The following is a 25,059-nucleotide window of genomic DNA, read 5'->3' as shown; positions in this document are numbered from 1 at the left end:
CTACGGGTTTGGAAGCGTTAGTGACAAAGCCAGGCTCAGCTGCCGGACCCGCTCCGACCGATGCTGACGGGCTTTCCAAAGACATCGCGAAGGATGACGGTTCTCGCCCCGCCAGCAACGTCGATGACTGTCGGAGCGTCATAACTTGGTTGGTCGAAAGCCTGGAACGTCGTGGTTGTCACGTGCCCCATCGGGTCTTTCTGCACCACCCTGTTACCCGACAGATACTGATAGGTCGTCGGGAGAAGCTCATTTCCCGACGCCTGATCAGACGTCTGAAACGAGGATTTTTTCCGTCCCAAGCTATCGTAGTAGGTCCAGACACCAGTCAACAGGGAGGACGTCTCGCCGGGATAAGACTGAAATGTCACCTGCCCGCGGAAGTCGTACTCATATCGGGTGAAGCGCGTGGTCGCCGATTGGTTGGCGCCGGCCTCGTACTCCCGAATCAAGACGGGCCTGAAAAAAGCATCGAAATAAGTCTCATGGCGGGCACTACCAGTACTGACCACCTTTTTCCAATGGCCAGCAGCCAAGCCATACTCAGCGACGCCCATGGGTGCCATCGACGTCGTCGTGCGACTCCAGACCACCTCATCTCCCGTTGGATACACCACACTGGTCACCCTACCCATCGCATCGTGGCTGTAGGAAACCGTGTTGTTGGACTGATCCGTGACTGAGATGATCCAACCGTTGGGATCGAGCACCGCGGACTGCTTGCTACCGTCCGCAAATGTCAACAGTCGAGGGATACCCCGCTCCCAACTAGAGTAGATTGTCCTGTTCTTGTTTCCATCCTCGGACCACTGCAGATTCCCGTCAGGATAGTAACCAAAGGCCTGCACCGGAAGCCCAAACTTATAGACCTTAGTCAGTCGACCAAGGCTGTCATACTCGTTCCGGACAGAAGAGACGCCATTTAGTTTCACTTCCTTCGACTGACCGATCACCCAATGCGTCAGATCATCCTCGTAGGCATACGTTTCGGTCAGTGCGACCTGAGCCGATACAGAGGCCGAAGCGGTGGCCAACAAGAAAAATAAAGAATATGTGCTGCGAGCAATGCGAAACATCTCAGCTCTCCATGGCACGAATGCCCACTTACCCCCTCGAATCGGCGGGGGATACACGTCCAACCAGAATCCAAGTAAGCGATAGCAGCTAGGGGGCTGCCGCGTTGCTCTTTGTGACCGAGATGGGGCGCGCCATATTATCGAACGCGTTGACCGTCCACTTGAAAACGGTGCCATCCTGGGTGATTGTTTTTTGACGAAGCGGCATCATGCGTGTACCGAAAGTGGCCATGCTGCGCGGCGGAGCGACCTCGATGCCAGCGGCAAGTGGATAGGTGGCGCTCCCAGCAGGACCATAGCTTTGTTCAACAAGGCGATCCGGCCCCCGAATGCTCAACAATTGCCCTTCATTGACATTGTAGACATTGCCATACGTGTAACGCGTCTGTATGCCATCGGGATCTGTCACATCAACCCACTTGGTTGTGGGCGAGGACGCGCTGCAATTATTTTTCCCACTAGGATCCGTTGTCGCGTAACAGCCATTTGGTGAACTGTAGGCGTACGTCCAGGTCAGTGGCGTATCGACTCCTGGCCCGGAGATGCTTTTAGACGTGAGCGACCACAGATAATAGGTCGCAGGGTAGGACTCAGACGATTCTTGCCATGTGCTTGCACTGGGCGCATAAGACATATCGCACGCTGCTGTCGTCTTGGAGCGCCCATGAAGCGTCGGGACAGCATCAAAAGTGGCCACCGCGCCGCTGGGATGGCGCATGACCGCATGCATATGCTTTATCGTCGGATACCCTGGCGTGTAACAGTGAGAGTTCTTGCCAGGAATGCTCCCTTCATCGTAGGAATTAGCATAGAGCTCCATGCTGGGGAATTCCCAATAGGAATTGTCGGGGTAAACAATCCGGTTACCGGTATAATTCCAGACGCGATCACCTGCTCGTACTTGAGCAATCTGCCCGTTCGCATAAGAAATCGTCAGCGTGCGCCCGTCGCTACTGTAAATCCCGTTCAATTTCCGCGGATCAGTTTTGTCCCAGTCATAGGTCACAGTATTCCCGAATCGGTCCCGTACACTGCTGACCCACAGCACGTATTCGGCACGATTTAAAACCCACTGCAAACGGAATGTCCCGGAGTCGTTCTGCATGAAGACATATTTGAGCAAGGGGCGCGTTGGATAAGACACCATATGATCCAAGCGATAGGACACTCCATCAGCCGTCAAGACTTCAAATCCCTCGCCACCTCCGTCCTTCAGCGAGGTACAACTGATCACCGAGCCAGACTTGGTCCTGAGAGGATAAGACGTTCCATTTGTCGGCCGCGGCCAGCCGACACTCTCTCCAGCGTAGCTGTCTGCCCTCAATACCGCCTCATCTCCCAACCCAGGCAGATAGAGAGAAACACCAAACCAAAATTCCTCGGGGAAGAATAGCTTTTTGCCGGTCGTCGGATAACTGTAGCCCGTGCCATCTATGTACTCAGAGAACGGCCACCAGTAGTTGGAGCAACGCTTGCCTGGATCGTCGCCCTTGCTTGTCACCCATCCCCGATCCTCAGCAAAAACGCCATGGATGTTTGGAATTGCCAGGCGCCACATTCCCGAACGCGGGCCAGGACCATCAGGTCGGTCGCCCATCCGGACGGTGCGTTTTATCGCGACTTCCAATTGGTTGTTGCCCACCAGCGAGGCGTCTGTCTGGAGAAATTCCAGCGAGCCGGTATACATCCCAATGCTATCGCCAAACATGCTGTCAGGATCCAGCCTTGAGGGATCGGACTGGGCCGTCAATGCGCGCGAGTACTCATCCGGGACAGTCGGCGGTGTCTGGGCACCACACCGAAATGCAACGAGGAAAGTTGCGATCAGGACTCCCATCAACCCGCGCGTCAATGCGAACTTGCAACTCCAAGACATGCCACGACTCATCATTTTCCCTTTGCCGCCTTCCAAGCGGCAATCATGATTTAGATAGTCCCTGCCGTTGCGGCAAAGGGAGTACAGGCGGGCGACGCCCCTCAGGCATTGCCCGACCATCGAACGAGGAAGCTGAAAGAACACGCGCGACGCGCGCTTGTCTGAACAGCCGCCCTTTTTAAAAGCGAAAGAATCCCCGAGTCATCGTCGATGTGAAAGGTCGCGTCGGCGAACCTCAACACAACGAAGCTTCACACCTATCAGTGGTACGAACCACGGCTCCCATTCCGGGCTTCGAACTGGTGGGCGATTAGATGTCACTCAAAGCACACATGTCAATCCTGACATACATTCCTCTATCGAGCAGTCCGCGTGTTGCAGGGCCTGTTCGTTTCGATCGCCGGGCGCGAAGGCATCTGAAACGCCAACACCGCTGCCAATAGTTCTTGCATGGCAGAGGAAGTCCAAGTAGCCACACTGCGGTGCGACGAGGTCCCAACTACCATCCGGAGTTGTGCGGACGCGGAGTCCTGTGGCGCCGACGGGGACTGCGGAACCGCGTACTCCAACGCGATTCGCCTCGCACTGCGGAAGCCTTCTGGCCGCCAGAGATACACACCACTGCCGCCTTGCGTGGGTACAGACCCGACGTGGCCGACACCGTGCCAGCGGACGCCCACGGGTGCAGTTACTCGAGGCCGTTGGGTGGATGGTCCAACGAGCGAGTGCGTCGTCAGCGCGGGCAGCGCCGATGCGTCGGTCCAGATTCGAATGGCCGCGGATCATAGGGCGACGGCTCATATGCCATAAGTTGGCGCGGGGTTGCCGGGTTGCTGCACGAACAAGCGAACCCGACCAACTGCCAAGCCACCTTGCCTGTTGACACGCGCGTTTGCCGGTAGCAGTCTTCCCTGCAAGGAGCGTAGAAACTCCACACGTAGCGGTACCCACCTCCGTCAAACCGGTGGGTTTTTTGTGCCTCAATTTCTGGGGTGCAAACCGACGCGATGCCCGCGTCGGGAGGGCGGCTAATACAACACCCTTCGGGGAAATACGCCCGCCGGCTACGTGCGGTTTCTAACCTCCCGACTTCCCGTCGCCATCCTGGCGCGCGGGTACTTCATGGAACGAGGAGGCGAGCATGTCGACGCAAGATACGCACGATCAGGGAGCGACCGGCTATTTCCTACCGGAGGACAGCCAGCGACGGCTGAAGCAACTGCAGGCCGAGGTGGCCGACCTGGCCAGCCTGGCCCGGCCGCGCAAGAGAGTGAAGCCCGCAGCGGATGCAGAGGTTCGCCTGGGCAAGGTGGCGAGGCGCTTGAGACAGATGGAGCAACAGATGGCCCAGATCATGGAAACACTCGCGTGGCCAGCCAAACTTGGGAAGGAGGCGGTCGCGTCCGGGCTGGAGCGCGACGCGCACGAGGGGGAAAGCGAGGCATCGGCAGCAGGCGCCGAGACGCAAGCTCCAGCTGATCCGGCAGCCGACAAGCGCTACCTGTCAGGTATCACCCTGCGCCAGATCGACGAGATCAACCGGCTGCTGGAAAGCCTACGCGCCATCGGCAACGTGGTCTGCTGCGCCGATCATGCCGAGTATGCAGAAGCCACGCTGGCGGTGATGGGCGATGCCATCTACCGGGACGTGCGCGGGATCCATGACATCGTCGAGGAGATCTACACGTCGCAGCGCTTCAGTCCGAAGCGCACGCTGGGCAGCGTGCGCGAAGCGCTTCCCAGCTATCTGGTGCGACCGGCGCCTGTACCGGCTAGCACCGCATCGCGCCTCTCGCAACCGCATCCAACGTATCAGTAGCCAGGCAAGGTATGGGCCGAAGCGAGGGCGGTTGGTTGGCCCGGGGATGCCCGGGGCGACGTCGTCGGCCTGCTCCTCGCTTTGTCTCACTCAGCAGTTGGGTGGCCGGGATTACCATCACACGTCCCGGCTGACGGAACGAACGGTGACGCCTCAAGTTGCCGCCCCCATGACAACGGCGAATAATTCACCATGCTGCGGTGCGACATCCTGCGCGCACCCGCCTTTCCGGCGCTGCTGCCCTGCCCCGTCCCACTGACCGGGGTTGCGGCGGCGCCCAGGATCTTCTGCTGTGACTGCTACCCCACAGGCGCGGCCGGATATGTCGGCGACGCGTCCACCCCGCAAGACGCCGGACTACCGCGTCGTCTCCCTGATCATCGCCTGCGCCATCTTCATGGAGCAGCTCGATGCCACCGTGCTGGCCACGGCGCTGCCGGCGATGGCGCGGGACTTCGATGCTTCGGCGCCGGCGATGAGCATCGCCATGACCGCCTACCTGCTGGCGCTGGCGATCGGCATCCCGGCCAGTGGCGCGATGGCCGACCGCTACGGCGCACGGCGGGTGTTCAGTGCGTCGATCGTGGTGTTCGTGGCCGGCTCGGTGTTGTGTTCGCTGGCCACCACCCTGCCGATGATGGTCGGCGCGCGCCTGCTGCAGGGCGCTGGCGGCTCGATGATGGCGCCGCTGGGCCGGCTGATCCTGCTGCGCGTGGTGGAGCGGAAAAACCTGGTCTCGGCCATGTCCTGGACCCTGGTGCCGGCCTTCCTGGGCCCGCTGTTGGGTCCGCCGCTGGGTGGCCTGCTGGTGAGCTACTGGAGCTGGCACTGGATCTTCTACATCAACATCCCGATCGGGCTGCTGGGGTTCGTGCTGGTGCGCAAGCTGATCCCCTATATCGAAGCGGCCGACGACCCCAAGGCGTTCGACCTGCGCGGTTTCATCCTGTGCGGGCTGTGCCTGGGCTGCGGGCTGTTCGGCCTGGAGATGGTCAGCCAGCGCGACGGGCTGGGCCGGGCCATGGCGCTGATGGTCGTCAGCGTGCTGGCCGCCGCGGGGTATGTCTGGCACGCGCGTCGGCACGCCGCGCCGCTGCTGGATCTGAGCCTGATGAAGATCGTATCGTTCCGCCTGTCGGTGGTGGGCGGCTCGCTGATGCGCATCACCCAGGGCGCGCAGCCGTTCCTGCTGCCGCTGCTGTTCCAGCTCGCTTTTGGCTATAGCGCCGCGCATGCCGGCCGGCTGGTGCTGGCCACCGCGCTGGGGGCGCTGATCATGCGCATCCTCACGCCTTGGCTGCTGCGCCGCGTGGGCTACCGGCGCGGGCTGATCGGTAATGGCGTGCTGGCCAGCCTGGGCTATGCGGTCTGCGCGCTGTTCCGGCCGGGCTGGCCGGACTGGGTGATGTTCGTGCTGCTGGTGGGCTGCGGGGCGTTCATGTCCTTCCAGTTCGCTGCCTACAACACGGTGGCCTACGAGGCGGTGCCCACTCGCCGCATGAGCACCGCCTCCAGCCTCTACACCACGCTGCAGCAGCTGATGCTTTCGGTGGGCGTGTGCGTGGGCGCGTTGATCCTGAAGGTGGCCATTTCCATCGGCCACGACCCGCGCCCGCAGCTGGCGGATTTTTCCGCCGCCTTCATCGTGGTCACCCTGATCTCGCTCTCTTCGACCTGGTGGCACCTGAAGTTCGCACCGGATGTCGGGGCCGAACTGTCCGGCCACCGCACCAAGGCAGCGGCCTGAGTCAGGCCTGCGCCGGACGCTTCCACAGGGAAAGCGCCAGTGCCACGTTGACCAGCGCCACCACCGCCACGTAGTGCGCAGGCGCCAGCGCGCCCGCGCGTGCGGCGAGGTAGGCGATCAACGGCGGCGTCAGCGCACCGGCGATGGCGTAGGCCGCGTTATAGGCCAGGGCCAGCCCGGTGAAACGCACCCGCGCGGGAAACGCCGCCGCCATCACACCCGGCGCCACGCCGGACACGCCGGCGGTGAAGCCCGCCAGCGCATACAGCGGCAGGAAATGCTGTCCGCCGTGCGCCAGGTCGAGATAAAGCAGGTACACGCCGGCCATCAACGCCAGCGAGGACACCAACAGCGCCGGCGCCCGCCCGATCCAGTCCGACAGCATGCCGGTCCACAGGCAGCCGGCGATCAGGCAGACCGAGGCCACCACGCTGCCCTCGCTCGCTCGCGCGGCGGAAATCCCGAAGGACGACTGCACCAGCGTGGGCGTCATCAGGATCACCACCACGATGGCCGCTGTCAGCGCCCAGGTAGCGCCCATCGACACCAGCACGCCACCGCGATGGTCATGCAGCACCTCGCGGATCGGCAGGCGCGCCAGCGCCTTGCGCTCGCGCATGCGGGCGAACACCGGCGTCTCGTCCAGCCAGCGTCGCAGCCACACCGACACCAGGCCGAACACGCCACCGAGCAGGAAGGGCAGGCGCCAGGCATACCCCAGCACCTGCGCCGGGGTGAACCACAGCGCCATCGCCGAGGCCGCCAGCGCGCCCAGCACCAGGCCCAGGCTCAGGCCGGCCGAAAGCGTGCCGATGGCAAAGCCCACCTTGCCCGGCGGCGCGTGCTCGGCCACGAAGACCCAGGCGCCCGGCATCTCCCCCCCGATGGCCAGGCCCTGCACCAGCCGCATCAGCAACAACAACAGTGGCGCGGCGATGCCGATCTGCGCGTAGGTGGGCAGCAGGCCGATGCACAGCGTGGGCACGGCCATCAGGAACACGCTGAAGGCGAACAGCCGCTTGCGCCCGATCCGGTCCCCGTAATGCGCCATCAGCACCCCGCCGATGGGCCTGACGAGATAACCGGCGGCGAAGATGGCGAAGGTCTGCAGCTGCGCCAGCCAGGCCGGCATGTCGGACGGAAAGAACAGCGTGCCCAAGGTCTTGGCAAAAAACACGAAGACCACGAAATCGTAGAACTCCAGCGCCCCACCCAGCGCCGACAGGATCAGGACCTTGGCATCGTTGCGGAGCGGGACGGTGGAGGTGGACATGACGGGCAGGTTCGGGCCAAAGGCGGCACACGATACCGGGCCGGCGGCCCGGATGTGCGGCGGCCGCCAGGCGGCGGGCGCGGGACTAGGCGGCGGCTTCGACGGCCGGGCGCTTCCACAGATAGCAAGCCAGGGCCACGTTGACCAGGGCCACGCCTGCCACGTAGTGCGCCGGGGCCAGCGGCCCGACCTGGCGCGAGAGGAAGGCCACCAGCGGCGGCGTGGCCGCGCCGGCAATCGCGTAGGCCAGGTTGTAGGACAGCGCCAGCCCGGTATAGCGCACCGTGGCCGGGAAGGAGGCGCTCATCACCGCCGGGGTCACCCCCGCCACGCCAGAGGTGAAACCGGCCAGCGCGTACAGCGGCAGGAAGTGGCGCCCGCCATTGGCCAGATCGAAATACAGAAGATAGACGGCCACCAGCAGCGACAGCGAGGCCACCAGCAGCGCCGGGGCGCGGCCGATGCGGTCGCTCAGCACACCGGTCCACACGCAGCCGATGACCAGGCAGACCGCCGCCAGCACGTTGCCCTCGCTGGCCAGCGCCGGGGCGATGCCGAAGGAGGACTGGATCAGCGTGGGCGTCATCAGGATCACCACCACGATGCCCGCGGTCAGGATCCAGGTCACGCACATCGAGACCAGTACACCGCCACGGTAGTGGCGCAGGACTTCCCTGATCGGCAGTTGCGCCTGCGCGCGACGCGCACGGATCTGTGCGAAGACCGGCGTTTCATCCAGCCAGCGCCGCAGCCACACCGAGATGAAACCGAACACCCCGCCGATCAGGAACGGAATGCGCCAGGCGTGCCCGGCCAGCTCAGCCGGGGTGAAGAAGTGCGCCATCGCCGAGGCCATCAGCGAGCCCATCAGCGTGCCGACGTTGATGCCGGCCGAGAGGCTGGCCACGGCGAAGCCGACCTTCTTCGGCGGCGCATGCTCGGCCACGAACACCCAGGCGCCCGGCATTTCGCCACCGATCGCCAGGCCCTGCATCAGGCGCAGGAACAGCAGCAGCAGCGGCGCCAGCACGCCGACCTGGGCGTAGGTGGGCAGCAGGCCGATGCACAGCGTCGGCAGCGCCATCAGGAACACGCTGAAGGCGAACAGCCGCTTGCGCCCGATGCGGTCGCCGAAGTGCGCCATCACCACCCCACCAATCGGCCGCACCAGATAGCCGGCGGCGAAGATGCCGAAGGTCTGCAGCTGTGCCAACCAGGCCGGGATGTCGGCCGGGAAGAACAGCCCGGCCAGGGTCTTGGCGAAAAACACGAAGACCACGAAATCGTAAAACTCCAGCGCGCCGCCCAGGGCCGACAGGGTCAGGACCTTGGCATCGTTGCGGAGCGGGACGGTGGCGGTGGACATGGCACAGGGCGTCGATCGGAGGCGGCCGGACACCTTAGCGGTCGGGGCCGTCCCATGGACAGGCGCAGTGATGCGCCAGCCGGATGGTGTTTTCCGCCGTCCGTGGCGCACGCGCGTGCAGTGCAGTGCAGTGCGGTGCGCGTTCCACTTTATACCAGGCCCATGTTGGCCCACAGTCGGCTGGCGGCGCCGATCTGTAGCGCCGAGCTTGCTCGGCGGGGGGCGTTATCGAAGAAGGCCCCGAACACGTTTGCGCGGCCAGAGGCGCTTCCGGTAAAGCCTCAGCCGAGCAAGCTCGGCTCTACAGATCCGGGCCTCGGCCGAGCAAGCTCGGCGCTGCGGGAGGCTGCTGGCGCTGTCGCCTGGCTGCGTCGCGCACCGTGCCCGATCTCAATTCATCGCAGAAGCGCCACACACGTCCGTCAACGTGTCCCTGGATCGTCAGCGGCATGGGGTTCCCCAGCAACGCCATGGCAGCCCTGAAAGCGCCGATCTGTAGCGCCGAGCTTGCTCGGCGGGGGGCGTTATCGAAGAAGGCCCCGAACACGTTTTCGCGGCCAGAGGCGCTTCCGGTAAAGCCTCAGCCGAGCAAGCTCGGCTCTACAGATCCGGGCCTCGGCCGAGCAAGCTCGGCGCTGCGGGAGGCTGCTGGCGCTGTCGCCTGGCTGCGTCGCGCACCGTGCCCGATCTCAATTCATCGCAGAAGCGCCACACAAGTCCGTCAACGTGTCCTTGGATCATCAGCGGCGTGGGGTTCCCCAGCAACGCCATGGCAGCCCTGAAAGCGCCGATCTGTAGCGCCGAGCTTGCTCGGCGGGGGCGTTAGCGAAGAAGGCCCCGCCACGTTTGCGCGGCCAGAGGCGCTTCCGGCAAAGCCTCAGCCGAGCAAGCTCGGCTCTACAGATCTGGCCTCAGCCGAGCAAGCTCGGCGCTACAGATTGACCTCGGTCGAGCAAGCTCGGCGCTACAGATTGACCTGGGTCGAGCGAGTTCGGCGTTATGTGGTGGGGAACGCCGCTATCGCCACCATGGCGGTTCCCACACACGCGCTCAGGCGCGCGTGAGGCGCCAGGCGCGGTGGATGCGGGCGTTGCGCTCGAAATCCGGGCCGATGGTGCTGGGGCTGATCTCCTCGCACACCGCGAACTCGGCCACGGCGGACTCGTCCAGCTTGAAGCGGCGGAAGTTGTTGGAGAAGTACAGCACCCCGCCCTGCGCCAGCCGCGCGATGCAGGCGCGCAGGAGGCGCACGTGATCGCGCTGTACGTCGAAGTCCTCGGCGCGCGCGGAGTTGGAGAAAGTCGGCGGGTCGCAGAAGATCAGCTCGTACTGGCCGCGGTCGGCTTCCAGCCAGGCCAGCACGTCGGCCTGCACCAGTTGATGCTTGGCGCCGCCGATGCCGTTCTCCTGCAGGTTCTCCGCGCACCACTGCAGATAGGTGCCGGACAGGTCCACGCTGGTGGTGCTGGCCGCGCCAGCCACGGCCGCTTCCACGCTGGCCACGCCGGTGTAGCTGAAGAGGTTGAGGAAGCGCCGCCCGCGTGCCTGGGCGGCCATCTGTCCGCGCAGGGGGCGATGGTCCAGGAACAGCCCGGTGTCCAGGTAGTCGAACAGGTTCACCCGCAGGCGCGCGCCATGTTCGTGGACCACGACGAACTCGCCCTGCTGTGCCATGCGCCCGTACTTGCTGCCGCCCTTGCCGCGCGCGCGCGACTTCACCGCGACCTGCTCGTGTGGCACGGCGAAGACCTGGCGCACCGCGGCCAGCAATTCGTTGAAGCGGCGCAGGGTGTCGGCCTCGGGGATGCTGGCCGGCGCGGCGTATTCCTGCACGTGCAGGAACAGCCGGCGCGCGCCCTCGGCCTCCTGGTAGAGGTCCACGGCGGCGGCGTACTCGGGCAGGTCGGCGTCATAGACGCGGTAGCAGCTCACGTCCTCGCGCTGGCGCCAGGATTTGAACTTCTTGAGGTTCTTGCGCAGGCGATTGGCCACCATCTGCGCGCCTTCGTTGAGCTCGGCCGGCGCGTCGGGGACCACGCGCTGCGGCGGCGCGATGGGATCGACGAAGATCAGCGCGCACTCGATCGCGCCGTTGAACAGCTGGTACTTCTTCTGCGCGCGCAGGCCAGTGGCCATGGCCAGCTCGGCGCTGCCGCACAGCAGGCTGGCGCGCCAGTCCGGCACTGCGCCGCGCAGGCCATCGCCCAGCGCGCGGTACAGCGCGGCATCGGCGGCCAGGCGTTCGTCGTAGGGCGGGTTGCAGACCACCACGCCGCGCCGGATCGGCGGTGCGGGCAGCTGGGCCACATCGCAGACCTGGAGCACGATGGCCTCCTCGACCCCGGCCTCGCGCGCACTGGCGCGGGCCGCGTCGATGGCGCGCGGGTCGATGTCGCTGCCGAAGGCGACCTGGCCGAGCTTGGCGCGGCCGGCGGCCTCGCGCGTGCGCGCCTCGTCCAGCAGTGCGTTCCACTGCGCCGTATCGAAGCCCAGCCAGCGCGAGGGCGGCAGGCTACCGTGGCGCTGCAGGCCGGGGGCGACATCGGCCGCCATCAGTACCCCTTCGATCAGCAGCGTGCCACTGCCGCACATGGGGTCCAGCAGGCCACCGCCACCGGCGTAGGACTGCAACCAGCCAGCGCGCAGCAGCACCGCGGCGGCGAGGTTTTCCTTCAGCGGCGCCTCGTTGCGCACCTGGCGCCAGCCGCGCCGATGCAGCGGGCCGCCGCCCAGGTCGATGGACACCGTGGCCCGCCCCTTGCGCAGCGAGAAGTTGATGCGCACGTCCGGCTCGTCCACGTCGACCGACGGCCGCTCCAGGCCTTCGGCACGCAGGTGGTCGACCACCGCATCCTTGATCCGTTGCGCGGCAAAGCGCGCGTGCGTGATCGCCTCGCCGGACACGTGCGCGTCCACCGCCAGGGTGTGCTCGCTGCGCAGATGCTGCGTCCACGGCAGCGCGAACACGCCGTCGTACATCGCATCCTGGTCGGGACAATCGAACTCCCCGATCGGCCACAGCACGCGACTGGCCAGGCGCGACCACAGCACCGCGCGCTGCGCATCGTGCAGCGTGCCTTCGGCATTGACGCCGGAGACGGTGGCGGTTGCCTTGGACGCGCCCAGCGCGACCAGCTCGTCGACCAGCAGGTACTCCAGCCCCTTGGCGCAGGAAACGTAGAACTTCACTTCAACCTCGAATGGAAATCGGCACGCATGCCGCAAGGGCGGTCACAGCCCGGCCAACAGCGCGGCGAACGCCTGTGCGGCCGCGTCCACGTGAGCGGCCAGGCGATGGTCGTCATCGACCATCAGCAGGCGCGCACGACGCGCCTGCGCCCAGTCGATGACGTGCTTGGCCGGGATCAGTTCGTCGTCCCAGCCGTGGATGATCGAGACCGGCACCTGCGCGGCATCCAGCGCCGGCATGGGGCCCAGGATGGTCGGCGGCGCCATCAGGAACAGCGCATGCACCGGCACAAGCAACGACACCTGCGCAGAGATGTAAGACCCCAGGCTGGAGCCGACCAGCACCAGCGGCCCCTTTTTGGCCGCGGCCGCGGCCAGCGTGCGCAGGCGCACCAGGCGCGCACCGACATCGCCCAGCTCGCTGATGTCGCTGCGGCTGTCCAGGTCGGTGTAATCGGGGCGTTCGTGGCTCCAGCCGGCCGCCTCGGCGACCTGTGCCAGCGCGGTGACCTTGGTCGCCTCGGGCCCGCTTTCGAACCCGTGCGAGAGGATGACGTGGCCGCGGATCACAGCGGCACCACCGCATCGCCGACGGCGAAGGTGCCGCCTTCGACGATCCGGGCGCACAGGCCGCCGTGGCCGCGCATGGCGTTGTAGCCGCCGGGCCCGAGCGCGTCCTCCATGCGCGAGCACGGGTCGCAGGGCTCGGTGCCTTCCAGCACCACCCCGCCGATGCGGAAGCGGCGCTCCTTCAACGCAATCAGCGGAATGCCCGAGACCAGCACGTTGCGGCGCAGGGTGGCGACCTCCACCGCGTCCAGTCCGGCCAGGGCGGCGATCACCGGCAGGTGCTCGGCCTGGATCAGGGTCAGCCCGCGCTTGCCGCTGCCGCCCTTGTAGCGGTCGCCGGTCACGCCAGCGCCGGCGACGGCCTGGACGCGCTCGGCGGCGATCATGGGCACATCGCGCGCCGGACGCACACCGATCCAGTCCACCACGCCGGCACGCGGCAAGGTGGCCATCAGCTTGGCCAGAGGGGAATCGGGGTTAAAAGGCATGGCAGGACAGGGGCGACAGCGCGCGGCCGGGGGTGCGCAGTCTAACGCGCCGCGCCCGGCCACCCGGGACGTGTAGCATCCCGGGCATGCCGCACGCCGCACTGATTCCGCTCGATCCACTGCCCTACGCGGGCCTGCTCGAGGCCCGCCCGCTGGACCAGATCGACCTGGTCGTCATCCACTGCACCGAGCTGCCCGACCTGGCCACCGCGCGTCAGTACGGTGAGCAGGTGCGCTACGCCTCGGGTACCGGCAACAGCGGCCACTGGTACATCGACCGCAACGGCGCGACCCAGTGCTGGATCCCGCCCGAGCGGGTCGCCCACCAAGTGCGCGGCTGGAACCCGCGCTCGGTCGGGATCGAACTGGTCAACACCGGGCGCTGGCCGCACTGGTTGCATGTCAGCCACCAGGCCATGGACGAGCCCTACCCGTCGGTCCAGATCACGGCCCTGGTCGCCCTGCTGACACAGCTGCGCCAGACACTGCCGGCCCTGCGCTTCATCGCCGGGCACGAGGACCTGGATACCACGCAGGTGCCGGCCGAGGACGACCCGTCAGTCCGCGTGCCGCGCAAACGCGATCCCGGCCCGCTGTTCCCATGGGACGCCGTCCTGGCGCAGGTGCCGCTGGAGCGCCTGGTGCCCTGACGGCCAGCCTGCGCAGCGCCGGGTCTCAGGCTTCCCAGTGCTCCGCTTCGACGGCTGGCAGCAGGCCACGCAAGGCGTCGCCACCGGGCTGGGAAAGCAGCTTCTCGGCATCGCCGCGGGCCATGTCCAGGGTCAGGCGCCAGCCGGATTCGTCATGGTCCTCGGCGCGGATCGCCGACAGGTCGTGCAGGCGTGCGCGCAGGCGGCCGGCCGAATGCGGCAGGCTCACCTCGCCGCGGATGCGCTGCAGACCCAGGCGCTGGGCCAGCGCGGCCTCCAGCAGCTCCAGCCCGACGCCATCGCGCGCGGAGATCCACACCCGCTCGCGAGCCAGGCCGACGGTACCCGGTTCGGTTTCCTCGTCCAGGTCGCCTTCGGGCGCATCGTGGCGCGGCTGGGCGTCGTCGATCCGGTCGATCTTGTTGAACACCAGCAGCTGGGGAATGTCTCCTGCGCCGATCTCGCCCAGCACCAGATCCACCTGGGCCATGCGCTCCTCGCGCAACGGGTCGGCCGCATCGACCACGTGCAGCAGCAGGTCGGCTTCGCGCGCCTCGGACAGGGTCGAGCGGAAGGCCGCGACCAGCTCGTGCGGCAGGTCGCGCACAAAGCCCACCGTATCGGCCAGGACGACGCCACCGCCGGGCAGGTTCACCCGGCGCACGGTCGGGTCCAGGGTGGCGAACAACTGGTCCGCAGCGTAAGCCTGCGCGCCGGTGATGGCATTGAACAGCGTCGACTTGCCGGCATTGGTGTAACCCACCAGGGCCACGCGCGGCAGCTCGCTGCGCACGCGCGCACGGCGCATCTGGGTGTGCTGCACCTCGACCTTCTCCAGCCGCTTCTGCAGCTGATCCACGCGCTTCTGCAGCAGGCGGCGGTCGGTTTCCAGCTGGGTTTCACCCGGGCCGCGCAGACCGATGGAACCACCGCGCTGGCGCTCCAGGTGGGTCCAGCCACGCACTAGGCGTGTGGCGATGTGCTTGAGCTGGGCCAGCTCGACCTGGAGCTTGCCTTCGTGGCTGCGCGCGCGCTGGGCGAAGATGTCCAGGATCAACCCGGTGCGATCCAGCACCCGCCGCTCCAGCGCCTTTTCCAGGTTGCGCTCCTGGCCTGGCGTCAGGGAATGGTTGACCAGGATCAGGTCGGCGCCGCTGGCGTCGGCCGCGGCCTTGACCTCCTCCAGCTTGCCGCTGCCGATGAAGGTCGAAGGACTGGGCTTGTCGGCGCGCGCGGTGATCATCGCGGCGATGGTGGCACCCGCCGAGCGCGCCAGCTCGGTGAACTCCTCGGCGGCATCCTCATCGGTGGTCACTGCGGCGGATCCACCACGCACCGGCTGGATCAGCAGCGCGTGTTCGCCACGGCGGGAACGTTCAAACAACTCGGTCGGCATCGGCTACGCAACTGGGAAACAGACACCACAGGATGGTGACGCCCACGCCCGGGTTCAACCGCTGGCCGTGGCCAGCAGCCGGTTGTCCGACCAATGGACGCCGGAGCTGCCGGCGCCGGGAATCAGGCCTCGTCGGCCTCGTCGGACGGCAACTCACCGCCCTCGCCCCCTGGCTGCACATAGCCGCCCCCCGGTCCCACGCGCACGTTGCGCGCCGGCACCACGGTGGAGATCGCGTGCTTGTAGACCATCTGGCTGACCGTGTTGCGCAGCAGGACCACGAACTGGTCGAACGACTCGATGGTGCCCTGCAGCTTGATGCCGTTGACCAGATAGACCGAGACCGGCACCCGCTCGCGCCGCAGCGCGTTCAGGAAAGGATCCTGCAGGGATTGCCCCTTGGACATGCGTAAAACTCCCGCCCATTCTGCGATGGGACTGTTCTTGTAATGGGCCGGCAGTGGCGACTGCTCCCCGAACCACGACCGGTCAACCGATATTACACAAGGCGAACGGATTGACCAGCGACCGCGTCGCGGAATCGAAAACAGCTTTGCTCAACGACCCAGGAACAGGGCCAGCGCATCCTCCAGGCCGGCGCGCTGGGTCGCCGGATCGAACCAGCGCAGGTCCGGCCGGCCGCGCAACCAGGTGAACTGGCGCTTGGCCAGTTGCCGGGTTGCGGCGATCGCGCGCTCGCGGAACTGGTCAGCATCGCCCTGCCCCTCCAGGAACTCCCACGCCTGCCGGTAACCCACCGCGCGCACCGCCGGCAGATCCAGCGGCGCAGCAACGGCCTGCATGGCCGGCAACGCGCGCAGGGCACGAACCTCCTCGAGGAAGCCCTGCTCAAGCATGGTCTCGAAACGCTGCGCGATGCGGGCATGCAGCACCACACGCTCGGCCGGGGCCAGGGCCAGGCGCAGCAGGCGGACCGGCAGACGAGGGCCACGCCGACCCTCGGCCTGCCAGGTGCTGATCGGCGTGCCGGTCAGGCGGAACACCTCCAGCGCACGCTGGATCCGCTGCGGATCGGTCGGCTTGATCTTCGCGGCCGCGCGCGGATCGACCTGTGCCAGTTCGGCATGCAGCGCGGGCCAGCCGCGCATCGCCGCATCGGCGCTGATGGCCGCGCGCAGGGCGGCATCGGCCTGGGGCATTTCGGCCAACCCTTCGATTAGGGCCTGGAAATACAAACCGGTGCCACCGGCAAGAATCGGAATCCGCCCACGCGACACGATGCCCGCGATCGCGGTGCGCGCGTCGGCCGCGAACTCAGCGGCCGAATAGGTCTGCCAGGGATCGCGCACATCGATCAGGTGGTGCGGCACCCGCGCCTGTTCGACGGCACTGGGCTTGGCCGCGCCGATGTCCAGGCCGCGATAGACCAGCGCCGAATCGATGCTGACGATCTCCCCGCCCAGCCGCTGCGCCCATTCCAGCGCCAGTGCGGACTTGCCCGAGGCGGTCGGCCCCAGCAGGGCAATGGCAGGCGGCAACAGCAGGTTCGACATGCGCGACAGTGTGCGGGCCGATGCCGGTTCGGTCCATCGCAAGCGGAGCGGCGATGGTCGCGATGCGACTCTGACTTGTCGCGCCGAGCTTGCTCGGCGGGGGCTTCGGTGGGAAGGCCTGTTCGGCTGGGGTGTTCACGGGAACACCCCAGCCGAGCAAGCTCGGCTCTACGGGCTTCCCGTCACCCGTGGGAGCCGCCATGGCGGCGATGAGGCTCGCCCGATAACGGCTAAATCGTGCCCGCGACCGCTGGTGTTTGGCGTTCCTGACAAGCCCCCGACCGCCGCCGTGGCGGCTCCTTCCAAGCGCGGCGATCTCAGAAGCTGTCGCCCGGCACCCGCACCCAGCCTTCCATCAGGATGCGCGCGCTGCGACTCATGATCGCCTTGGTCACGGTCCACTGACCGTTGACCTGCCGGGCCTCGGCGCCAACGCGCAGCATGCCGGACGGATGGCCGAAGCGCACCGCCTCGCGCGCGCCGCTGCCAGCGGCCAGGTTCACCAGCGTGCCGGGAATCGCCGCGGCCGTGCCGATGGCTACGGCTGCGGTGCCCATCATCGCGTGGTGCAGCTTGCCCATGGACATGGCGCGCACGCGCAGGTCGATGTCGTCGGCGCTCACGACCTTGCCGCTGGAAGCGGTATAGCCCTCGGCCGGCGCAACGAACGCCACCTTGGGCGTGTGCTGGCGCTTGGCCGCCTCGCCGACGTCCTGGATCAGCCCCATGCGGACCGCACCATGGGCGCGGATGCGCTCGAACTTGGCCAGCGCGGCGGCATCCTCATTGATCGCGCCCTGCAGCTCGCTGCCGGTGTAGCCCAGGTCGGCGGCGTTGAGGAAGATCGTCGGGATGCCGGCATTGATCATCGTCGCCTGGAAGCTGCCCACGCCCGGCACCTCCAGCGTGTCCACGACGTTGCCGGTGGGGAACATCGCCCCGCCGTCCTCGCCTTCGTCGGCCGGATCCAGAAACTCCAGCTGCACCTCCGCGGCCGGGAAGGTGACCCCGTCCAGCTCGAAATCGCCGGTCTCCTGCACCTGGCCCGCCGTGATCGGCACATGCGCCACGATGGTCTTGCCGATGTTGGCCTGCCAGATGCGGACGCTGCACACACCGTCATGCGGCACCTTGTCCGCATCGACCAGTCCGGCGGCGATGGCAAACGGCCCGACCGCCGCAGACAGGTTGCCGCAGTTGCCGGACCAGTCCACGAAGGCCGTGTCGATGGCGACCTGGCCGAACAGATAATCGACGTCGTGCCCCTCGCGCGTGCTTGTGGAGACGATCACCGCCTTGCTGGTGCTGGAGCTGGCACCCCCCATGCCATCGATCTGCTTGGCGTAGGGATCCGGGCTGCCGATCACCCGCTGCAGCAACGCATCGCGCGCCGGGCCGGGCACCTGGGCGCGCTCGGGCAGGTCCTGCAGGCGAAAGAACACGCCCTTGGAGGTGCCACCGCGCATGTAGGTGGCCGGGATCCTGGTCTGAGGGGCGTAAGGCATGGAGAGGTCCTTGGTGCGGAGGCAGGAACGCGCCGGGATCACGCCCGGCCAGACGAGGCGCTGGGGCGCAAGGGCCAGCGCCCCAGCATGCGGTAGCGGTACGGGTCGCCGCCTCCCACCACCAGCTCGAAGCTGTCGATGGTCCACTGGATCGGCCGCAGCGGACGCACCTCGAGCCGCTGCGCATGGTGGCCAAAGCGGTAGCTCAGGGTCACGTGCGGCACCGGGTCGGCGCCACTCTCCAGGCCTTGCTCGCCCATCGCGCGCCTGAGCCCTGCAAACAAGCACGCCAGGGGCGCCGACGGTTGCGAGCAACGCAGGTCCACGTTGGCGCTGTCACGGGCGTTGGGCGCGATCCGCCACTGGTCCAGGGCCAGGGTGAAGCCTTCGGCCTCGACCTGACCCCCGGCGCGCAGCAGCTTGGCCCGGGCCTCCGGCGTATCGATGAAACGATCGGACAGCGTCTGGTGCCAATTGACCAGCGGAAACAGGGCCAGCCCGACCCGCGCCTGGATGCCGTGCTCGCGCGTGGCGGTGTCGAAGGCCTCGCGCATCCTCGCGTCCGGACGCGCAATGAACAGCAGCCGATGCCCGCCCAGCCCGGGCGACCAGGCCATCTCCGGGCGCGGCCGGCGCGCCGGATCCAGAGCCATCGTGTCGTAGGTGAGCAGCATCGTTCAGGCGGCCTTGGTCGCTTCCAGGAAGTCCTGCGCGAAGCGCTGCAGCACACCGCCGGCTTCGTAGATCGAGACCTCCTCGTCCGAATCCAGGCGACAGGTCACCGGCACCTCGACCACCTCGCCGGTCTTGCGATGGATCACCAGCGTCAGCGTGGCGCGCGGACTGCGCGCGCCGACCACTTCATAGGTTTCGGTGCCGTCCAGCTGCAGGGTGCGTCGGTCGGTGCCGGACAGGAATTCGAGCGGCAGCACGCCCATGCCGATCAGGTTGGTGCGATGGATGCGCTCGAAGCCCTCGGCCACGATCGCCTCCACGCCGGCCAGGCGCACGCCCTTGGCCGCCCAGTCGCGCGAGCTGCCCTGCCCGTAGTCGGCACCGGCGATGATGATCAGCGGCTGGCGGCGCTGCATGTAGGTTTCGATCGCCTCCCACATGCGCACCACCTCTCCCTCCGGCTCGATGCGCGCCAGCGAGCCCTGCGTCTCCACCCCGTCGATCACCGCCATCTCGTTGAGCAGCTTGGGATTGGCGAAGGTGGCCCGCTGCGCGGTGAGGTGGTCGCCGCGATGGGTGGCGTAGGAATTGAAGTCCTCCTCCGGCACGCCCATGTGGGTGAGGTATTCGCCGGCCGCGCTGCTGGCCAGGATCGCGTTGGACGGCGAGAGATGATCGGTGGTGATGTTGTCGCCCAGCAGCGCCAGCGGACGCATCCCGCGCAGCGTGCGCTCGCCGGCCAACGCGCCTTCCCAGTACGGCGGACGCCGGATGTAGGTGCTCTGCGCGCGCCAGTCGTACAGCGGGCTGATCTTCTCGCCGTGCTCCACGCGCACGTCGAACATCGGCCCGTAAACCTTGCGGAACTGCTCGGGTTTGACGCTGGCCTTGACCACCGCATCGACCTCCGCATCGCTGGGCCACAGGTCCTTCAAGGTGATCGGCGTGCCGTCCGCGTCGACGCCCAGCACGTCCTTCTCGATATCGAAGCGCACGGTGCCGGCAATCGCATAGGCGATCACCAGCGCCGGCGAGGCCAGGAACGCCTGCTTGGCATACGGGTGGATGCGCCCGTCGAAGTTGCGGTTGCCGCTGAGCACGGCAGTGGCATACAGGTCGCGATCGATGATTTCCTGCTGGATCTTGGGGTCCAGCGCGCCGCTCATGCCGTTGCAGGTGGTGCAGGCGAATCCGACGATGCCAAAGCCCAGCTGCTCCAGCTCCGGCAGCAGGCCGGACTCCTCCAGATACAGCTGCACCGCTTTGGAGCCCGGTGCCAGCGAGGTCTTCACCCAGGGCTTGCGCCCCAGCCCGCGCGCATTGGCGTTGCGCGCCAGCAGGCCGGCGGCAATGACGTTGCGCGGATTGGAGGTGTTGGTACAGCTGGTGATCGCCGCGATCACCACGGCGCCATCAGGCATCAGGCCCTGGGCCTCCTCCTGGCGCGCCTTGTCCAGGTCCACGGCGATGCCGCGCTCGGCCAGCAGCCGCGTGGGCAGGCGCCGGTGCGGGTTGGACGGCCCGGCCAGGGTGCGATCCACGCTGGACAGGTCGAACTGCAAGGTCCGCTCGTACTGCGCGGTGACCAGGTCATCGGCCCAGAACCCGGCGGTCTTGGCGTAGGTTTCCACCAGCTGCACCTGCGCTTCCTCGCGGCCGGTCAGGCGCAGGTAGTCCAGGGTCTGCTGGTCGATGTGGAACAGCGCGGCGGTCGCGCCGTATTCCGGGCACATGTTGGAGATGGTCGCGCGGTCGCCGATGCTCAACGTGGCCGCGCCCGGCCCGCAGAATTCGAGGTAGGCGCCGACCACCTTTTCCTTGCGCAGGAACTCGGTCAGCGCCAGCACGATGTCGGTACAGGTGATGCCCTCGCCCGGCTTGCCGGTCAGCTGCACGCCGACGATGTCCGGCAGGCGCATCCACGAGGCGCGGCCCAGCATGACGTTCTCCGCTTCCAGGCCGCCCACACCCACGGCGATCACGCCCAGCGCATCCACATGCGGGGTGTGGCTGTCGGTGCCCACGCAGGTATCGGGGAAGGCCACGCCGTCGCGCACGTAGATGACCGGAGACATCTTCTCCAGATTGATCTGATGCATGATCCCGTTGCCCGGCGGGATGACTTCCACGTTGTGGAAGGCCTTGGCCGTCCAGTCGATGAAGTCGAAGCGATCGGCATTGCGGCGGTCTTCGATCACGCGGTTCTTGGCGAAGGCCTGGGGATCGGTGCCACCGCATTCCACCGCCAGCGAGTGGTCCACGATCAGTTGCACCGGCACCACCGGATTGACCTGGGCAGGGTCGCCGCCCTGTTCGGCGATGGCATCGCGCAGGCCGGCCAGGTCCACCAGCGCGGTCTGGCCCAGGATGTCGTGGCAGACCACGCGCGCGGGGAACCACGGAAAGTCCAGGTCGCGTCGACGCTCGATCAGCTGGTCCAGGTAATCGCCAAGGCGCGTGGGATCTGCACAGCGCACCAGGTTTTCGGCGTGGACCCGCGCCGTATAGGGCAGCCCGGCCCAGGCGCCGGCCCTGCGCGCCTCGACCGCGGCGCGGGCATCGACATAGTCCAGCGCAGTGCCGGGAAGCGGGATGCGATAAGCAGTGTTCATGGCGGGATCCTGAAATCAGATCTTGCGTTGGGCCGGCCGGGGAGACGACGAAGCGCGCGACGCCCGTCCGCGACCGGGCGCCAAATCTGGCACCGGCCGATGCATTGATCAATCTTGAGTGAACCAATCAACCTGTCGTGACACGGCCTCGGCGGCAGGAATTCAAACGCTTGTTCGGTTGGCTTGGTTATGATGGCGCCCCTTTCGCCATGCCCAAAGCCGGAGCACAGCCGATGACCCCGGAAGCCCTCCTTGCCCAGTACGGTCCCCGCGAATCCATGGAATACGACGTGGTCGTGGTGGGCGCAGGCCCCGGTGGCCTGGCCACGGCGATCCGGCTCAAACAGCTGGCCGCACAGGCTGGCAACGAGGTCTCGGTGTGCGTGCTGGAGAAGGGCTCCGAGCCCGGCGCCCACATCCTCTCCGGCGCGATCATGGACCCGCGCGCGCTGACCGAGCTGATCCCGGACTGGCAGGAACAGGGCGCCCCGCTCAAGCAGGCGGTGACCCGCGACGAATTCCTGTTCCTGGACGAGTCCAGCGCCAAGGCCACGCCGGACTTCTTACTGCCGGACTGTTTCAAGAACCACGGCAACTACATCATCAGCCTGGGCGCACTGGTGCGCTGGCTGGCCCAGCAGGCCGAGGCGCTGGGCGTGGAGATCTTCCCAGGCTTCGCCGCCGCCGAGCTCCTCTACACCGAGGCTGGCGCGGTCAAGGGCGTGGCCACCGGCAATATGGGGCTGGGCAAGGATGGCGCGCCGACGGCCGACTTCCAGCTCGGCATGGAGTTGCACGCCAAGTACACGATCTTCGCCGAGGGCTCGCGCGGCCAGCTGGGGCGCCAGCTGATGGACAGGTTCTCGCTAGACGCTGGCAAGGACCCGCAGGCCTATGGCATCGGCATCAAGGAGCTATGGCAGGTCGATCCGAGCCGCCACGAGCCCGGCCTGGTGGTCCACACCGCCGGCTGGCCGCTCACCGATGACACCTATGGCGGCTCGTTCCTGTACCACGCCGAGGACGGCAAGGTCGCCATCGGCCTGGTGGTGGGCCTGGACTACAAGAACCCGTGGCTGAGTCCATTCGAGGAGTTCCAGCGCTTCAAGACCCATCCGGCGATCCGCAAATACCTGGAAGGCGGCAAGCGCATCGGCTACGGCGCCCGCTCGATCACCGCCGGCGGCCTGCTGTCGCTGCCCAAGCTGGTGTTCCCCGGCGGCGCCCTGGTCGGCTGCGAAGCCGGCACGCTCAACGCCAGCCGCATCAAGGGCAGCCACGCGGCGATCAAGACCGGCATGCTGGCGGCCGAGGCTGCCTTCGCGGCCCTGGGCGAAGGCCGCAGTGCCGATGAGCTGAACGCCTACCCAGCTGCGTTCGAGGCCAGTTGGCTGCACGACGAGCTCAAGCAGGCCAAGAACTTCAAGCAGTGGTTCAAGAAGGGCCGTACCACCGCGACCCTGATGACCGGCATCGAACAGTGGCTGCTGCCCAAGCTGGGCGTGCGCACCCCGCCCTGGACGCTCCACCGCACCCAACCCGACTACGCCTGCCTGCTGCCGGCCGACCGCCAGCCACGCATCACCTATCTCAAGCCGGACGGCACGCTGACCTTCGACCGGCTCAGCTCGGTGTTCCTGTCCAGCACCAACCACGACGAGCACCAGCCCGCCCACCTGACCCTGAAGGATCCTTCCGTGCCAGTGGACGTCAATCTGGCCACCTACGCGGGGCCGGAGGCGCGCTATTGCCCGGCCGGGGTCTACGAATTCGTCGACGCCGACGGAGGCGGCCAACGGCTGCAGATCAACGCGCAGAACTGCGTGCACTGCAAGACCTGCGACATCAAGGACCCTACCCAGAACATCGTCTGGGTCGCCCCGCAGGGCGGCGGTGGACCGAACTATTCGGGCATGTAGCGACCCGTTACCTCTCACCGTGCGCGCCACCTCGGCGCGCCGCCGTCGCCATGCACCCGGTTCCCGCCGCGCGCACCGATCGACATGGCCATTCCCACAAAACTCTGACAGCGGCCGGCTCCCATGGAGCCCGCCTGACGCTAGCTCCTCCGAGCGTCAGCACCGCGACCAGACCCTGCCCGGTGGAAAAGCCGGATAATGCGCATTATGCAGACCCCAGCCCTTTCCGTCGTCGTGCCGGTCTTTAACGAGCGCGACAATACTGCCCCGCTCGTCCGCGAGATCGTCGCCGCCCTGCGTGGCGTGGTCCCCTTCGAGATCGTCTATGTGGACGACCACTCCCGCGACGATACCGTTGCCACACTCCAGGCCCTCAAGTCCGAAGTGCCGGAATTGCGCATCCTCCAGCACGTCATCCAGAGCGGCCAGAGCACGGCCATCCGCACCGGCGTCAAAGCCGCGCGCGGTGCCTGGATTGCGACCCTGGACGGAGACGGCCAGAACGACCCGGCAGACCTGCCCAAGCTGCTGGCCGCACGCGACGCTGGGGACCCGGCGGTCAAGCTCTACGCCGGCTGGCGCGTGGACCGCAAGGACAGCGGCAGCAAGCGCTGGGCGTCCAAATACGCCAACGCCATCCGCGTGCGCATGCTCCACGACGACACCCCCGACACCGGCTGCGGCACCAAGCTCTTCGAGCGCGCCGCTTTCCTGGACCTGCCCTACTTCGACCACATGCACCGCTACCTGCCCGCACTGATGCAGCGCGCCGGTTGGAAGACGATCAGCGTTCCGGTCAACCATCGCCCGCGCGGCGGCGGCGTGTCCAAGTACAACAACCTGCAGCGCGCCCTGGTCGGCATCCGCGATTTGCGCGGCGTCGCCTGGCTGATCACGCGCAGCAAGCGCACCGCGGTGCGGGAACTCTAGCCCGGTTTGCTAGCCCGCGATTGACGGCAGGCGCGTCGCGCACCTCGCAATACCCCTCAATGCACGCGCGATGCGCACGCACCAAACTGAGCCGACATGGACATCCCCTTCCTGGACCAACCCATCACCTGGCTGTTCTGGACCGGCCTGCACATCACCGGCTGGAAGCTCATCGGCTACACCGGTGCCCTGATGTTCGGCGGTCGCTGGCTGGTCCAGTTCGTCGCCTCCAAGCGCGCCGGCAAACCCGTCATCCCGCGCTTGTTCTGGTACATGAGCGTCCTGGGCAGCCTCATGACCCTGAGCTACTTCGTGTTCTCGGCCAAGCAGGACTCGGTGGGCGTGCTACAGAACCTATTCCCCGCCTTCACCGCCAGCTACAGCCTGTACCTGGACATCAAGCACCGCGGCTGGAAGCGGGATCGGGCGGGGCACTAGTCCTGCTAGAACGCTG

Annotated in this window: 19 protein-coding genes; 6 read left to right on the top strand and 13 right to left on the bottom strand. The window is 66.8% G+C overall.

What is annotated here, in order from left to right:
- Positions 1-35 precede the first annotated feature (35 nt).
- Complete coding sequence (locus ACORQU_RS13845) at positions 36-1,076, bottom strand: RHS repeat domain-containing protein (RefSeq protein ID WP_491641694.1); 1,041 nt, start codon at positions 1,074-1,076, stop codon at positions 36-38.
- A gap of 88 nt (positions 1,077-1,164) precedes the next feature.
- The gene (locus ACORQU_RS13840) at positions 1,165-2,988 is read right to left on the bottom strand and encodes a wall associated protein (RefSeq protein ID WP_491641693.1); all 1,824 of its coding nucleotides are present in this window, start codon (positions 2,986-2,988) and stop codon (positions 1,165-1,167) included.
- Between the two features lie 1,105 nt (positions 2,989-4,093).
- Between ACORQU_RS13840 and ACORQU_RS13835 the strand changes: the two genes are divergently transcribed.
- Both ACORQU_RS13835 and ACORQU_RS13830 read left to right on the top strand, forming a co-directional pair.
- Positions 4,094-4,771, top strand: a complete 678-nt coding sequence (locus ACORQU_RS13835; RefSeq protein ID WP_491641691.1) for an XAC0095 family protein — start codon at positions 4,094-4,096, stop codon at positions 4,769-4,771.
- A 292-nt stretch (positions 4,772-5,063) separates the two neighbouring features.
- Positions 5,064-6,518 (top strand): MFS transporter, encoded by a 1,455-nt coding sequence (locus tag ACORQU_RS13830; RefSeq protein WP_491641690.1) that lies wholly within the window; start codon positions 5,064-5,066, stop codon positions 6,516-6,518.
- Position 6,519: 1 nt separating this feature from the next.
- On the opposite strand, the gene ACORQU_RS13825 is transcribed toward ACORQU_RS13830, so the two are convergent.
- The 5 genes from ACORQU_RS13825 to ACORQU_RS13805 form a co-directional block, all read right to left on the bottom strand.
- A complete protein-coding gene (locus ACORQU_RS13825; protein ID WP_491641689.1) occupies positions 6,520-7,791 on the bottom strand; it encodes an MFS transporter in 1,272 nt (423 codons plus the stop codon).
- 85 nt (positions 7,792-7,876) lie between these two features.
- A complete protein-coding gene (locus ACORQU_RS13820) occupies positions 7,877-9,157 on the bottom strand; it encodes an MFS transporter (protein WP_491641688.1) in 1,281 nt (426 codons plus the stop codon).
- Positions 9,158-10,207: 1,050 nt separating this feature from the next.
- Complete coding sequence (rlmKL, locus tag ACORQU_RS13815) at positions 10,208-12,346, bottom strand: bifunctional 23S rRNA (guanine(2069)-N(7))-methyltransferase RlmK/23S rRNA (guanine(2445)-N(2))-methyltransferase RlmL (RefSeq protein ID WP_491641687.1); 2,139 nt, start codon at positions 12,344-12,346, stop codon at positions 10,208-10,210.
- Positions 12,347-12,388: 42 nt separating this feature from the next.
- On the bottom strand, positions 12,389-12,916 hold the full coding sequence (locus ACORQU_RS13810) for a YqiA/YcfP family alpha/beta fold hydrolase (protein WP_271646686.1): 528 nt from the start codon (positions 12,914-12,916) through the stop codon (positions 12,389-12,391).
- Positions 12,913-13,404, bottom strand: coding sequence for an MOSC domain-containing protein (locus ACORQU_RS13805; protein ID WP_491641686.1), 492 nt, complete (start codon positions 13,402-13,404; stop codon positions 12,913-12,915). The genes ACORQU_RS13810 and ACORQU_RS13805 overlap by 4 nt, the downstream gene beginning before the upstream one ends.
- An 86-nt stretch (positions 13,405-13,490) precedes the next feature.
- Between ACORQU_RS13805 and ACORQU_RS13800 the strand changes: the two genes are divergently transcribed.
- A complete protein-coding gene (locus ACORQU_RS13800; RefSeq protein ID WP_491641685.1) occupies positions 13,491-14,054 on the top strand; it encodes an N-acetylmuramoyl-L-alanine amidase in 564 nt (187 codons plus the stop codon).
- Positions 14,055-14,079: 25 nt separating this feature from the next.
- Here ACORQU_RS13800 and hflX read toward each other — a convergent pair whose 3' ends face one another.
- From hflX to acnD, 6 genes are all read right to left on the bottom strand, one after another.
- A complete protein-coding gene (hflX, locus tag ACORQU_RS13795) occupies positions 14,080-15,438 on the bottom strand; it encodes a ribosome rescue GTPase HflX (protein WP_491641684.1) in 1,359 nt (452 codons plus the stop codon).
- Between the two features lie 134 nt (positions 15,439-15,572).
- Complete coding sequence (gene hfq / locus ACORQU_RS13790; RefSeq protein ID WP_491641682.1) at positions 15,573-15,857, bottom strand: RNA chaperone Hfq; 285 nt, start codon at positions 15,855-15,857, stop codon at positions 15,573-15,575.
- 150 nt (positions 15,858-16,007) lie between these two features.
- On the bottom strand, positions 16,008-16,964 hold the full coding sequence (miaA, locus tag ACORQU_RS13785; RefSeq protein WP_491641680.1) for a tRNA (adenosine(37)-N6)-dimethylallyltransferase MiaA: 957 nt from the start codon (positions 16,962-16,964) through the stop codon (positions 16,008-16,010).
- A 317-nt stretch (positions 16,965-17,281) separates the two neighbouring features.
- Positions 17,282-18,469, bottom strand: a complete 1,188-nt coding sequence (gene prpF, locus ACORQU_RS13780; RefSeq protein WP_491641679.1) for a 2-methylaconitate cis-trans isomerase PrpF — start codon at positions 18,467-18,469, stop codon at positions 17,282-17,284.
- A gap of 38 nt (positions 18,470-18,507) precedes the next feature.
- Positions 18,508-19,143 carry a 2'-5' RNA ligase family protein gene (locus tag ACORQU_RS13775; protein ID WP_491641678.1) on the bottom strand — a complete coding sequence of 212 codons (636 nt, stop codon included), beginning with the start codon at positions 19,141-19,143 and terminating at the stop codon, positions 18,508-18,510.
- A gap of 3 nt (positions 19,144-19,146) precedes the next feature.
- Complete coding sequence (gene acnD / locus ACORQU_RS13770; protein ID WP_491641677.1) at positions 19,147-21,756, bottom strand: Fe/S-dependent 2-methylisocitrate dehydratase AcnD; 2,610 nt, start codon at positions 21,754-21,756, stop codon at positions 19,147-19,149.
- A gap of 233 nt (positions 21,757-21,989) precedes the next feature.
- Here acnD and ACORQU_RS13765 point away from each other — a divergent pair, with 233 nt between their 5' ends.
- The 3 genes from ACORQU_RS13765 (at position 21,990) to ACORQU_RS13755 (ending at position 25,043) form a co-directional block, all read left to right on the top strand.
- Complete coding sequence (locus ACORQU_RS13765) at positions 21,990-23,675, top strand: electron transfer flavoprotein-ubiquinone oxidoreductase (RefSeq protein ID WP_491641675.1); 1,686 nt, start codon at positions 21,990-21,992, stop codon at positions 23,673-23,675.
- A 207-nt stretch (positions 23,676-23,882) separates the two neighbouring features.
- Positions 23,883-24,605 carry a glycosyltransferase family 2 protein gene (locus ACORQU_RS13760; RefSeq protein ID WP_491641674.1) on the top strand — a complete coding sequence of 241 codons (723 nt, stop codon included), beginning with the start codon at positions 23,883-23,885 and terminating at the stop codon, positions 24,603-24,605.
- Positions 24,606-24,701: 96 nt separating this feature from the next.
- Positions 24,702-25,043 carry a lipid-A-disaccharide synthase N-terminal domain-containing protein gene (locus ACORQU_RS13755; RefSeq protein ID WP_491641673.1) on the top strand — a complete coding sequence of 114 codons (342 nt, stop codon included), beginning with the start codon at positions 24,702-24,704 and terminating at the stop codon, positions 25,041-25,043.
- Positions 25,044-25,059 lie beyond the last annotated feature (16 nt).

This window comes from Pseudoxanthomonas sp. JC1303, assembly GCF_058448525.1.
Note: the sequence above shows the minus strand (reverse complement) of the source record. Positions and strands in the feature narration are given on the sequence as shown.

Coding starts and splice junctions, on each gene's coding strand:
- ACORQU_RS13845 (WP_491641694.1), bottom strand. CDS start 1,076: ATGTTTCGCATTGCTCGCAGCACATATTCTTTATTTTTCTTGTTGGCC.
- ACORQU_RS13835 (WP_491641691.1), top strand. CDS start 4,094: ATGTCGACGCAAGATACGCACGATCAGGGAGCGACCGGCTATTTCCTA.
- ACORQU_RS13825 (WP_491641689.1), bottom strand. CDS start 7,791: ATGTCCACCTCCACCGTCCCGCTCCGCAACGATGCCAAGGTCCTGATC.
- ACORQU_RS13820 (WP_491641688.1), bottom strand. CDS start 9,157: ATGTCCACCGCCACCGTCCCGCTCCGCAACGATGCCAAGGTCCTGACC.
- ACORQU_RS13805 (WP_491641686.1), bottom strand. CDS start 13,404: ATGCCTTTTAACCCCGATTCCCCTCTGGCCAAGCTGATGGCCACCTTG.
- ACORQU_RS13800 (WP_491641685.1), top strand. CDS start 13,491: ATGCCGCACGCCGCACTGATTCCGCTCGATCCACTGCCCTACGCGGGC.
- hfq (WP_491641682.1), bottom strand. CDS start 15,857: ATGTCCAAGGGGCAATCCCTGCAGGATCCTTTCCTGAACGCGCTGCGG.
- miaA (WP_491641680.1), bottom strand. CDS start 16,964: ATGTCGAACCTGCTGTTGCCGCCTGCCATTGCCCTGCTGGGGCCGACC.
- prpF (WP_491641679.1), bottom strand. CDS start 18,469: ATGCCTTACGCCCCTCAGACCAGGATCCCGGCCACCTACATGCGCGGT.
- ACORQU_RS13775 (WP_491641678.1), bottom strand. CDS start 19,143: ATGCTGCTCACCTACGACACGATGGCTCTGGATCCGGCGCGCCGGCCG.
- acnD (WP_491641677.1), bottom strand. CDS start 21,756: ATGAACACTGCTTATCGCATCCCGCTTCCCGGCACTGCGCTGGACTAT.
- ACORQU_RS13765 (WP_491641675.1), top strand. CDS start 21,990: ATGACCCCGGAAGCCCTCCTTGCCCAGTACGGTCCCCGCGAATCCATG.
- ACORQU_RS13760 (WP_491641674.1), top strand. CDS start 23,883: ATGCAGACCCCAGCCCTTTCCGTCGTCGTGCCGGTCTTTAACGAGCGC.
- ACORQU_RS13755 (WP_491641673.1), top strand. CDS start 24,702: ATGGACATCCCCTTCCTGGACCAACCCATCACCTGGCTGTTCTGGACC.